Source organism: Bacillus cereus (assembly GCF_025917685.1).
Classification (GTDB): Bacteria; Bacillota; Bacilli; order Bacillales; family Bacillaceae_G; genus Bacillus_A; species Bacillus_A cereus_AT.
On sequence record NZ_CP089518.1, the window covers coordinates 2,565,575 to 2,578,585 of the forward strand.

Genomic DNA, 13,011 nt, shown 5'->3' on the forward strand with positions numbered 1-13,011 from the left:
AGTATATCCATGAACTCGTTTAAACTTTTAGTTATCAATAGATTCTACACCTTTAGAATTAGCCTTATCTAATACTTGAATGTTAAATTTAGCAGCTATTTTTAAAGCCATTTTATAAATAATAAATCCAAGAATAGAACCTAGAACATTACAGGTTACATCATCAATATCAGTAATGCGACCCCATCCACTAAATAACGACTCAATTAATTGTAATAATTCAATACAAACTGATATAACAAAACCTAATAAAATTATATTTTTGCTCTTTTTACATGTATCCCATATTATTGGTGCTAAAAATCCTAAAGGCATTAATAATAAAATATTCCCGCCTACATTCCTTACGATTAAACTAGTCATAAATAGGACATCACCATCATAAGCACTCCCTATTTGACCAATATCTTTAATAATTGATGCAAAGGGGATAATATTGACTGAACGACTAAGATTTTCAATCCTAGAAGGAAAGCCAATTGGTAAAGGGAATAAAGTTACTGCAACAAGCATACAAATGTATACTACAAATAGAAAACTAATTAATTCTTTCCACCAATTTACATGCTTTTTATTTTTCATCCCAATTAAAATACTTCGTACAATCAAATAACAGATAACTCCCAAAACAATAAACACACTACCGCTGATCATATACAAACTGCTAACACATCCCTTCAGATCAATATCAAAACTGTATATCATCATTTTTATATATAACCATACGAATTACAACTTAAATATTCAACTGAAAAATTTACGTGCGTATAATTTGATTTTTATCTGTATAGAATTACAGTCCATTAAAGAAAACCTTCATTTTGTAAATTTAACGAAGGTTTTTAATTTATTGCTTATCACGCATTAACTAAAATATTTTTCAAAGCAGATACAATCATGAACCCGTTTAAACTTTTGCCTTATCTCTTCTTTATTTTCACCTGTGTAATGAGCAAATGTTTGAACCGGATATAACTGTTTTATATTACTATTTATTACACCTTTTATTTCGTCTGTATGATCGGAATAAACATGTAAATATGAATCTACGTTTACAAATTCGTTCTTTTCATACCATCCATGTACCCATAGATCGTCCCTAGTCCATGCTTCCAGTCGATTTAGCTTAAGTTCTTTAGCTATCTTTTCTGCTTCATGTAATAGTTGATCACCAATTTTCATTCTACGGAAATCTGGATGAACTGCAATATGCCAAATCATACCGCCAAGACCAGTTCCTCTTGAGCAAACAGTACGTTCTTCTAATTCGTATTCAATATCTATCAAACCCACTATTTGATTTTCGTGTACAGCTACTAATTCAATAGCAGGATTTTCATATTTTTCTTTCTCTCTAAATACGTTATCATAATATGCTGTATCTAAAAACGATAACGCACGGCAACGTACCCAGCCTATTTCGTCTTCTTTTTTATATGCTCTAATTTTTATATCCATGTAATTAAAAAGCTCCTTCTATTTCTGTCATTAATTTTTCGGGTCCTACTCCTTTATTTGATGGAATAACTAATGTAATTCCTAAGTCTGGATATATGGCCGAGCGAAAACTAACGCCTGGATCATATCCCATTACATGATATTTAAAAATGGTATTCTGTTTTTTCTCAATCCATATTCCATAACCGTAAGACTGGCTATTATTCACCGAAATATGAGGAGTTAAAAGTAAATTTGTAAATTGGTGGCTTAATATTTCATTGTTAAATAGAGCCTTCCAAAATTTCAACATGTCTGGTGCGGTAACGTAGGCACCGCCATCAGCACCTCCCTTAATAGGTATAGAGTATGCATTTGTTCTCCATTTTTGATTATTCCCATCTTTTATATATCCAAGGGCTGTATCTTTAGGTAAACTATCTAAAGAAAAATAACCCGAATCATTCATGACAACTGGAACAAATATATTCTTTTCTATATATTCCGTAAATTCAAGTCCTGACTGTTGTTCTATAATTAATCCAAGTATGATAAAACCTGCATTGTTGTAGTGAAACTTACTTCCTGGGGCAAACATCATATTACTGTTTTGGAATAATGGTAAAAAGTCTCTTAAACCTTTTAATAGATACATAGGCGTTTTCTCCCAAAGATCCTCGAAATTATCCATAACACTTTCATCAAAATAATCCGGAATACCAGAGCTATGCGTTAAAAGTTGATGTATTGTAATGTCTTTATCGAAGTTTGGAAATTCAATACTTAAACAATCTGTTAACTTTGTATGAAAAGAAAGTAAACCTTTCTCAACGAGTTGACATATGCCGATTGCAGTGAATATTTTACATCCTGAAGCGATTCCAAATCTTGTTTGTAGTGTATTGGTTATACCTTCACTTCGGTTAGCGTATCCAAACGAATTTTCGTAGATAATGTCATTTTCTCTTTTTATTAAGATTGCCCCGGAAAACTCTAATTCTTGGTGTAATTCTTTGACAATTTTCGCAACCACATCATTTGTATTGATCATGACAACCACCCTTATCATCCAATAATGTTCTTCCACCTAATTATTTTTCAATATATAGATGGAAGAACCCTCTTATTACGTGCCATCAATTGTAAAAAAAAGAAAAATTATTTCGAATCTATTGATTCTGTTGAATATACCTTGGACCTTGAAGATAATAAGGTAAACGCACACAATATAATAGTAATAAGTAGCATTACCAATACTCCTACAATGACTACAAGTTGTATAGAAATGAATTGAGTTGCAACGCCGAACAGAATCGTTATAAAAATGGTTATTGCCGCAATAACAAGCCCATATATACTTCCGATCCGTCCCATCATATGAACAGGAACATTATTTTGATAAAATGTATAAAATCCTGTATTTGCATATGCCATAGAGAAAGATAAAATAAAGAATCCGATAGCAGCCATTAAAAACTCATTTGAAAAGGCATAAATCAAATATCCGATTGCAATGAATAATGATCCGATTCCAATTAGAAATGAAGGTACTAATTTTTTTGATAAAATTGTATTTGTTATGGCTCCTAAAATAAAACCCGCTCCAGCGATACTAACTAAAAAGCCATACTCACTATCTGTTAACAATAAAATTTCTTTCGCAAATGATAGTTCAAGTGAATCATTTGCGGTAGCTAATACCATCATCCCTTGGAATAAGAAGTAAACACATACTATATACACAGATTTTTTGCTAAAACTTAAAACTATGTTCCAATCTTTTTTTAGTAAAGCTAGAGACAATTTATCACTTGATGTATTAGAATCGTATTCTTTATCAAGATTAGGTAAAAGTAATGTAATGAACCCTGATAACAGAAATGCTATAGCATTCATATATATTGCAAAATTTGGTGTATTCGCTATTAAAAATATTCCCGCTACCGCTGGACCAATTAAAGATGCACCAGACCCTATTAAACTACGTAGTGAGTTGAAACGTTGTCTTTGCTCTACTGGAATTAATTTCGTCATATATGTCATAGCAGTTGGTTCATAAATCGCACTGGACATACTTATAAAAAATACTAAGAGGTAGACAATCCAAAGGGATGGAACTAAAGGTAAAATAGCAATAAATACTGCTCGATATATATCGAGGTGAATCATTAACTTTCGTTTATTTAAACGATCAATCATACTTCCTGACCAAGCGTTTGTAAATAACGTGGCTAATGGCTTTATCACATATAAAGTAGCAACAGCTAAGGCTGATCCGCCCATATTATAGACAAGTACATTAAGTGCTATTAGGTAAATCCATGCACCTAAATTTGCAATACCAACTCCGGACAGTAGTAATAAAGGATATTTCCAATCTTCAAGTATTTTTTTCACTTTAGGCACCCGCTTTCTAAATTGTTTTAAAACAATAAAAAAATCCCACCCCCCAAGACTTTTTAGTCTTAGGGACGAGATTTATCATCGCGGTGCCACCCTAGTTTGTTAATATGTCACCATATTAACCTTATCAGGTACTGCATTGCATTCATGCTTATACCTTAGCTCTATAACGGGAGCTACCGTCACACCATCCCCACATAAAAGGTTCCGATGTGCTGCTCAGAGGCTTGGTTCAATAAAGAATTTTTACTCCTTTTCAGCTAAATGGAGCTCTCTGTGAAAAATTCATTTTATTTACTCTTCTCTTCACTGCATTTAATGTTTTCCATATTATCACAAGTTTATTTAACTGTAAATAAAAAATAATCAGTCTTTTAAAGAGGTGTCTTTTTTGATTTTCGTCCAATTTGATAAATGTTTTATTTAATATTTTTCTAAAAAATACGGTGCGTGAAATTGCTTGGAATTGTATCAAAAAGAGCCTATTATCTACAGGCTCTTTCAAAATCCCTATTAATTTGTATTAGCTTCTGCTAATGGTTGTAACGGCGGTTCTAAGTCTAGCATTAAAGTATCTCCTTCTTGTAAGTCTTGTCCTTTTTCAATACTTTGACTTGTTACATATCCTGTACCGGTCGTTTTTAAATCTAATTTAAATAATTTTGATAAATACATAACATCGCGCATTGACCAACCTTTTAGGCTAGGCATTTTCACATTATTTCCTACTAGAAATATACGATCTCCTTCCCTCATTATTTCACCAGTCTGTGGATATTGTTTTATTATCTTTCCTTCTCCTAATAATACTGGCTGAAGTTTATCTTTTTCTGCCATATCCTTTATTACGTTTATCGATTGGTTCACATAATTTTGTACTTTTATTTCAGTTTGTTTAGTTGCATCTGCCATTTGTTTTTCTGTATATGGTTTCACTTTTAAATATTCTAGACTATTTTTCATAACTGGTTTAAAAATTTCAGCAAGAGGCTGGGCACCGTACTCATCGCCCTTTAATTTCGGTTGTTTAATAGCTAAATATACGACTAGCTGCGGATCATCAATTGGAGCCATTCCTAAGAAAGAAAAAATATAATTTTCTTTTCCTTCCATATATCGTCCATTTTCAGGATTGGGGATTTGCGCTGTTCCTGTTTTACCGCCAATTGAATAACCATCAATTTTATACATCGTTCCCGTTCCTTTTGACGAAGTTATTACTCGCTCCATTAAGCCTCTTACCTTTTCTGAGGTTTCTTTTTTTATCGGATTCCCAATTTCTTTAGGTTGATTTTCCATAATAACTTGTTTATTTGTTGGATTTACAACCTTATCAACAATATATGGTTGCATCATTTTTCCGTCATTTGCTATAGCTGTGGCTGCTTGTACTATTTGAATAGGAGTTACAGTAGAGCCTTGGCCGAAAGAAGTAGTAACTTGTTGGATTTGAGTATTTAACAATAATGTATTTTTACTTTCTCCAGGCAAATCTATACCTGTTTTTTGATTGAAACCAAATTTATTCATATATTGCTTGAATTTATTTGGTTTCAGTAATTGGTCTTCTAAAATAGAAAAGGCGACGTTCGATGACCTTTCAAACCCTTCATCAAATGTAATTGAGCCCCATCCATATCCACCATTATGATCTTTGATTTCTGCTGAACCAACTGCGTATTTTCCTGATTGGAAATATTCTTTGCCATTATATACACCTTCATTAATTGCGGCAGCTAATGTGAATACTTTCATTGTAGATCCTGGTTCGTATGCATTCGCAATTGGATCATTTAAAAAATATTCAATGTCTCCTTTGTTAGGATTATAACTAGGCTTACTAGACATTGCTAAAATTTGCCCGGTTTTTGGATCCGCTATAATACCTATTAACATAGAAGGCTCATAGTGTTGTTGCGTTTTATTCATTGCTTCTTCTAAAAAACTATCAATTTGTTTATCTAATGTGAGATATACGTTGTTCCCATTTTTAGCGGGTTCTACTTTTCCTATGTCATTTGTAAGTGGGATTCCTTTTCGTGAACCTACATATGAAACATTACCATTTGTAGAGCGCAAATATTTATCTAAACTTTTTTCGAGCCCAAATTTCCCCTCCGCATTACCTTTATCGTCTGGTCTTGCAAAACCAAGTATATACGAGGCGAAATCTTCATTTGGATATACTCTGGCTTTTTCTGTTGTGAAAGATACACCTGGTATTTTCAAATTATTAATTTCTTCCTTCGTTTCTCTAGACAAGTTACGTCCAATTTTACCAATTTCAACTTGTGTACGTCCTTCATGAAAATTTTTCATGATCTCTTCTTTATCAACCTCAAGCGCATCTGCTAAACGTTGTGCAGTATCTTCTTTATCTTTTAATTTATCTGTTCCTTTTAAATTTACAACGATGCGATATGTTGTTGAGTCTTGGACTAATACTTTACCGTTTTGATCATAAATCGTCCCGCGATTTGCCTCCAAAACTCCATTTTTGTTTTGTTGATCATTTGCAAGATCCTTTACATTAACATTATGTACGACTCCTACTGCTTGAATATAAAATATACGTAAAAGCATAATAAGAAACAAAACAATAAAAGCAATCATCATATATCGAGCGCCTTTATTCGTTTGAAGTTTATGCATATTTATCTCCTTTCTTTTCCAATGTATTAATGTAAAGCTGTATTTCTAAATATGTTCTTTATTGTATTAGATACTATATTTTTCGAAGTTTTTTTAGTAATTCCTCTATAACAATAAGAAAACTAGCTATGTTGTTATCTGTTTTTTCGTATTTTATATTTTTAACATAAAAATACGGTAAGTGAAATTTAAGAATCTTCAAATAAAAAGAACCTACAAAAAGTAGGTTCTTTTTATTAAGCTATATGGTTATATTTCGCTAAAAAAGGAATTCGTTTTGCTACTAGTGCATACATTTTGAAAATAAAACTTGCTAACGGTTCAAATATACGTGCGCCTTGCATTACTAATCCACTTGTAATAAATGTTAAGAACGCAGCACCAATTATATCTAGAGGATAATGAACGCCTACGTACATGCGTGATACACCGACTAATATTGCCCATATTAACGCGATATACTTAAGTTTTTCTCCTCTAAGAATAAATACGAAAGCAATCGAAAATACGAGTACAGAATGATCACTTACAAATGATGAATCTGCTGCATGTGGTACTAATTGATTTACATGATGTGTTATAAAAGGACGCGGATGATAATAAACCGCATGTATAAGAACATTTACTAACAATGCAATACTAACTGAAATTGTCGTATATAACACTGTATATTGTTTTCTAATTGCATTTTCTTTCTTTCCATTATTGAACCATAGGATAAGCATGAATAGAATGGCTACATATGGAACACTATTTGTAATAGCAATCATTAGCGAATCTAATAGCTTGGATGATCCAGCAAAGTTATTAATCCATTGAAATACTGTGTAATTCATATTACTCTCTCCTTATTATTTCTCATTGTACTTTAAATAAAGATACAAGTTCTTGATTTACACAGTATACAACATCAATATGAAAATGGGCTTAAACTTTTCTCATCTAATTCTCATGTTATTACTATTCATTTGACAATCGTGTAACTATTTACAAGAGCTAAGTATGTATAAAGGTTGTAAAACATTTTAAATAGTATGGTAAACACTTTATGCATGAATATAATATTTAACATGTTCATTTAAATATAATTTCTCTGAAATCATATTTTTACTCCATACGAAGGGCAATATTACCGAATTGTTCTCCTTGCTGCATTCGATTTAAAGCTTGAATTGCTTCTTCTAATGGATATACTTTATCAATGATGGGTTTAATATTATGTTCCTCTATAAAATGAATCATCTCATTAAATTCTTCACTGCTCCCCATTGATGTTCCCATAATATCGATTTGATTATAAAATAATGCTCGTAACGGTAATTCAATTTTATCTCCTGAACTTGCACCAAAATTAACAATTCTTCCGTTTGGTTTTAATACATCAAAATATTTCGAGAAAGTCGCCGGACCTATACTATCTATAATTAAATCTACTTTTTCTCCATGTAAGCACTCTTCCCAATTACCAGAACTATTAAAAGAAAAGTCTGCTCCATATTTTTCTGCAGTCTTTCTTTTGCTCTCTATCCTTGAAGTAACACTCACCTTTGCTCCAATTGCTTTAGCAAATAACATAGCAAAAGTTGCTACACCACCGCCGATTCCTGGAATTAGAACATGTTCTCCAGATTTCAATTTCCCTTTTGTAAAAAGTGCTCTATATGCAGTTAATGCCGATAAAGATAACACACCAGATTCTTCCCACGTAAGATATGATGGCTTTTTCATTACATTTTCAGCTGGCACAATAACATATTCGGCAAACGTTCCATCTGCTGGTCCACCTAACACTTCAGGTAACGCTGGTATTTCGTGAGTATTATTCCATCCAATACTAGGATTTATAATAACCTCTGTATGTAGTGTGATATTTGAAACACCTTCTCCTAATTCCGTAACAATACCTGCACCATCTGATCCTAAAATTAATGGTAATTCCATTTCTTTTCTATTATTCATAATAAATAAATCACGATGATTTAAACCTGCTGTTTTTAATTTCACTTTAACTTCCCCAACATTAGGTGTTATCTCAGCTGATAATTTAAATTCTAAACCTTCTAATCCTGTTTTATGTTGATGTACAATAGCTTTCATTAATTATTCCCCCTTAATACTTTCAATGTACTAGAAATATCGAAATAAATAAATTTTTTTGATTTCTAAGCATCAAAAAAGGAGGAAATACAAATGTATTCCTCCTTTTAAAGAGTTTTTTCAAAAAGAATTTTATAAACTTAGCTATTAATGAGTAGTATAAGGAAATGTAATCGTAACAATTGTTCCTTCATTTTCTTTACTCTCTAATTGAATAGTTCCGTTATATTTTTCTACAAGCCGTTTTGCAATTGATAATCCTAGTCCATTGCCACCTTGTTTACGACTTCTCGCTTTATCAACTCGATAAAAGCGGTTAAGAACAAAAGGTAAATCTGCTTCAGGTATGCCCGCTCCGTGATCTATTATACTAATTTTAATTTTGCCCGATTGTATACTTGATTCGATGCAAATATACTTATTAGCTTCTTTCGTATACTTGACCGCATTATCCATTACAATAATAATAATTTGTTCTAAGTAAGATGATGGGATTGAAACATAAGCTTCATCTGTATCCAATTTCAGATCAAATTGAAAGTCAGTTTGCAGTACTGCAAAGTTTTGCGTAACTTGTTTCAATACGCTATTAACATGGACTCGTTCGGCTGCTACTGGATGCATCTGTTCTGATTCAGCCCTTGATAGCTCTAGCAGTTCTGAAACTAATTTATTTAATCGATCTACTTCTTTTAAACTGGATTGAAGGGATTTATCCAATACTGCTGGATCATTTTTCCCCCATCGATTTAGCATCGATAAGTGCCCTTGAATAATTGTTAATGGTGTTCTTAATTCATGCGATGCGTCTTCTACAAACTGCTTTTGCTGTGTAAATGAGGTTTCTACTTCATCCATCATTTCGTTAAAAAGAATTGATAATTTTGCGAGTTCATCATTATTTTCTCGTACTGGAACCCTTTCATTTAGTCCGTTTTTCTTAATACGCTTCATCGTTTCTGTTATGTTTTGAACACTCGATAAAAGCTTTTTCGTTATAAGTATTCCACCTAAAAAACTAAACACTAATCCACATAGTCCCGCAACAACCATTACCACTAAAATTATTTTTAATAAATGATCAAATGTCTCTAAGTTTTTCGCAAGCTCAATAGTTCCAGTGAATTTTTTTGTTTGAATGGGTATGCGCTCAACTAATATTCGATCCTCTATATGTCTTTTTATAAATGATTCATCTTGCGTAACCATTTTGGGCTCTATCCATGCTTCATTAAAGTCTCGTGAAACAGTAACAATAGGTTTTCCATCTCTTCCTATAATACGAATCATTTGATGCTTATCGATCATGTTGTTTAGAAATTCTTTACTATTTTCAAATGTTTTGCTCGAGAGCGTATCATTTTTATCTTGAAAATATGCCGCTATTTCTGTCACTTGTCTGTTTATTTGTTTCTGTTCATAATCTATAGTCCACTTATTAATTACAATGAATTGTAATGCGCTATACAAAATAAACAAAATAAACACTAGTGTAGTGGACCAAAGTGTTAATTTCCACTTTATAGGTAAATTTCTAATTCGGTACATAATGTTTTTTATCATTTCATTATATATCCAGCACCGCGGACTGTTTGGATATACTCCTCCTTATCTACACTATGTAACTTATTACGTAAATAACGAACGTACACATCAACGATATTTGTCTCAACCATTGCATCATATCCCCATACTTGGTCCAGTAAAATATCACGGGTAAGAACTCGATTAATATTTTTCATAAACATAAGCAGTAGCTCGAATTCTTTATTTGTAAGTTCAATTTCTTCATTTCCTTTAGTTATAGTTCGAGATTCAATCTGAAGCTGTAAATCTTTAAACGTAAGAAATGATGTGTGCTTTTGCTCTGTAGTTTCTTCTCTTCTAAAAATAACCCTCATACGTGCTAAAAGTTCTTCAATCGCAAATGGTTTTGGAAGATAATCATCCGCTCCACTATCTAAGCCTGTCACACGGTCCATAATACTATCACGAGCAGTCAACATAATAATAGGTGTATTTTTAGTTGCCCTTAGTCGACGACATACTTCCAGTCCATTTAATCCTGGTAACATTAAATCAAGTAAAATGAGATCATAACTTTTTTCAAGTGCAGCTTCTAATCCCTTTCTTCCATCAAGTTGTATATCTACTTTATATCCTTCATACTTTAATTCTAGTTCTAAAAAATCTGCCAAGCTTTCCTCATCTTCAATAATTAATATATGTTGCAACGGTACTTCCTCCTATACGATTAAATGAATAAGTAATCCTATTCCGAATATAATTGCGATGATTTGATGTACTTTTCGATACATCATCAATTTTGTTTTCTGATTAGATTTCTGTAAAGTAAAGCCTGCAACCCCTAATGCTACTAAGGATAAAAGAGAAAATATACCACTATATATTAGTATTATATGACGACTTCCTTTTATTAAAAAGTAAATGCCGTGAGTAGTCGTAACAGCTATTACAGCGTATCCAATTAATACGTGAAACTGTTTTATGAAAAGGTATAGCTCTTTAATCATTTTAAATCCGTGCATATTTTTTTTCTTTAAAAATAACCATATTTGACGTAAGAACCATAATGATGCAGCTATAATTGCCCCGTATTCACCTAAAGAACCTAATTTCTTATTTAGCCATTGTACATTTAATACATTCCCGTACAAAACATTAATAAATAGCAATTCTACACTGCAAACAATAATAGTAATACCAATTATTTTAACATACATATGAACATATTTATTTCTTAGTATCTTCTCCATTTTTAAATCCCCTTACTTATAAAGGCTCTGTAACAAGCAGTGTATCAAATAAAAAAGAAAGGAACATGAGAGAATGATTAAAATAAAATGAGAATTTCAAAATGACTTACATCTTGTATTAATCCTTTTTAGCTAAAACTATTATTTTTTGAATAAACGGGGCTTTTGCAGTTGTATATGAAACACGATCAAAAGGATATGTAGTAGCAAGTCTTACTTTTAATTCGCTATATTCTTTTCGTGCCCATTCATGTTTTATGAGAAAATCTCGAAATAATAGGTTGTTCCTCCATTCTTCACTATTATAAATATAAACATGTAAATGGTGAGTACCAGCTCTCCATTTCCCTTTTCTAAAAAAACGCCAATTCGGTGTTTCTTTTGGGACATATTCATATCCAATTTCTGCAAGGTTTTCAGTCCAATTTTCAGTAATTTGTAAATTAGTTACGCCAATCATCATATCAATAAGAGGTTTAGCTCCTAATTCTTCTACTGCTGTACTTCCTATATGCTCAATAGCAATAATTTCTTCCCGCAACAAAGAAATGAATTTCTCTTTTTCTGTTACATATTCTTCATGCCATTCGTTTTGATATGGTTTAATTAAAATTTGTTGTTCCATTTTATTCTCCTCCTAATAGTATTTATCATTATATTTATAAAATTTCACGTTATTAACATAGGGATTCCGCAAAAATGTGTCGAATAATGCAATATACAACTTAATTATAGTAAATACGAGGTGAATAATGAAAGATATTCCAGTTGAAATTCAGTTAAATAATGTAACATTCCAATTAAAAGAACATCATAATTTTGATTGGCTTATGAAATTAGGAACAGTATTTACCGTTTTTGATCAGCAAGATTCAGGGTATATAAGTTTCGGTGTTGAAAAGAATGGGGAAAAGAAATTTATTAAATATGCAGGAGCATCAACTGTTGCATATGAAGGAACTTCAGATGCAGCTATTATTAGGTTGAAAAATTCAGTTACTATATACCATGAATTAAAACACAATTCTCTTATAAATTTAATTGAACACTACCCTGTACAACAAGGATATGTTTTAATTTTTGATTGGTTTGATGGTGAATGTCTTCACCCGCACTGGAGTTTCCCACCTCCAGCGAAATATATTAATCCTAGCTCACCATTTTATAAATTTAAGCATTTATCTATTAAGGAACGCATCGTATCATTGAATTCTATTTTTTCTTTCCACACTTACGTAGAACACAAAAACTATGTAGCTATTGATTTTTATGACGGTAGTATTTTGTACAACTTTAAAACGAATGAAACAAAAATTTGTGATATTGATTTATACAGTAACAAACCGTATGTAAATAAGATGGGGCGACTGTGGGGGTCCTCGCGTTTTATGTCACCTGAAGAGTTTCAACTTAATGCTATAATAGACGGGAAAACTAATGTATTTAATATGGGGGCTATGGCTTTCGCACTATTAGGTGGCGGGCAAGATCGTTCCTTTATGAAATGGGAAGCTAGTGAAGGCCTATATGAAGTAGCATACCGTGCTGTAAATGAAAATCGTAGTGAGCGCTATGCGTCAATGGAAGAGTTTAATAATGTATGGTTAAAAGTCTATAACGCTGAAAAGTTTTAAAAACTACATAC

General features: G+C 32.0%; 12 protein-coding genes and 1 other annotated feature. Of the genes, 1 reads left to right on the forward strand and 11 read right to left on the reverse strand.

From position 1 onward, the window contains the following. Positions 1-27 precede the first annotated feature (27 nt). From LUS72_RS13260 to LUS72_RS13310, 11 genes are all read right to left on the reverse strand, one after another. Positions 28-660 (reverse strand): VanZ family protein, encoded by a 633-nt coding sequence (locus tag LUS72_RS13260; protein WP_141533397.1) that lies wholly within the window; start codon positions 658-660, stop codon positions 28-30. Between the two features lie 204 nt (positions 661-864). Further along, positions 865-1,458, reverse strand: a complete 594-nt coding sequence (locus tag LUS72_RS13265) for a GNAT family N-acetyltransferase (RefSeq protein ID WP_097829301.1) — start codon at positions 1,456-1,458, stop codon at positions 865-867. Between the two features lie 4 nt (positions 1,459-1,462). Next, positions 1,463-2,488: a serine hydrolase domain-containing protein gene (locus tag LUS72_RS13270; RefSeq protein ID WP_097829302.1), complete on the reverse strand. Its 1,026-nt coding sequence runs from the start codon at positions 2,486-2,488 to the stop codon at positions 1,463-1,465. A gap of 107 nt (positions 2,489-2,595) precedes the next feature. Further along, positions 2,596-3,834, reverse strand: a complete 1,239-nt coding sequence (locus tag LUS72_RS13275; protein WP_097829303.1) for an MFS transporter — start codon at positions 3,832-3,834, stop codon at positions 2,596-2,598. Positions 3,835-3,901: 67 nt separating this feature from the next. Continuing rightward, positions 3,902-4,159: a binding site (T-box leader), on the reverse strand. Between the two features lie 194 nt (positions 4,160-4,353). Continuing rightward, entirely contained in the window at positions 4,354-6,492 is a 2,139-nt protein-coding gene (locus tag LUS72_RS13280; RefSeq protein ID WP_097829304.1) for a penicillin-binding protein, read from the reverse strand. A gap of 236 nt (positions 6,493-6,728) precedes the next feature. Beyond that, positions 6,729-7,328 carry an undecaprenyl-diphosphatase gene (locus tag LUS72_RS13285; protein WP_097829305.1) on the reverse strand — a complete coding sequence of 200 codons (600 nt, stop codon included), beginning with the start codon at positions 7,326-7,328 and terminating at the stop codon, positions 6,729-6,731. A gap of 271 nt (positions 7,329-7,599) precedes the next feature. Further along, positions 7,600-8,589: a zinc-binding dehydrogenase gene (locus LUS72_RS13290; RefSeq protein WP_097829306.1), complete on the reverse strand. Its 990-nt coding sequence runs from the start codon at positions 8,587-8,589 to the stop codon at positions 7,600-7,602. A 147-nt stretch (positions 8,590-8,736) separates the two neighbouring features. Then, complete coding sequence (locus LUS72_RS13295) at positions 8,737-10,152, reverse strand: sensor histidine kinase (RefSeq protein ID WP_097829307.1); 1,416 nt, start codon at positions 10,150-10,152, stop codon at positions 8,737-8,739. Further along, positions 10,149-10,823 (reverse strand): response regulator transcription factor, encoded by a 675-nt coding sequence (locus LUS72_RS13300; protein WP_097829308.1) that lies wholly within the window; start codon positions 10,821-10,823, stop codon positions 10,149-10,151. The genes LUS72_RS13295 and LUS72_RS13300 overlap by 4 nt, the downstream gene beginning before the upstream one ends. Positions 10,824-10,835: 12 nt before the next feature. Next, positions 10,836-11,366 carry a hypothetical protein gene (locus LUS72_RS13305; RefSeq protein ID WP_097829309.1) on the reverse strand — a complete coding sequence of 177 codons (531 nt, stop codon included), beginning with the start codon at positions 11,364-11,366 and terminating at the stop codon, positions 10,836-10,838. A 118-nt stretch (positions 11,367-11,484) separates the two neighbouring features. Beyond that, positions 11,485-11,991, reverse strand: a complete 507-nt coding sequence (locus LUS72_RS13310) for a GrpB family protein (protein ID WP_097829310.1) — start codon at positions 11,989-11,991, stop codon at positions 11,485-11,487. Between the two features lie 127 nt (positions 11,992-12,118). On the opposite strand from LUS72_RS13310, the gene LUS72_RS13315 reads away from it, so the two are divergent. After that, positions 12,119-13,000: a protein kinase family protein gene (locus LUS72_RS13315; protein ID WP_097829311.1), complete on the forward strand. Its 882-nt coding sequence runs from the start codon at positions 12,119-12,121 to the stop codon at positions 12,998-13,000. The last annotated feature ends 11 nt before the right edge of the window (positions 13,001-13,011 follow it).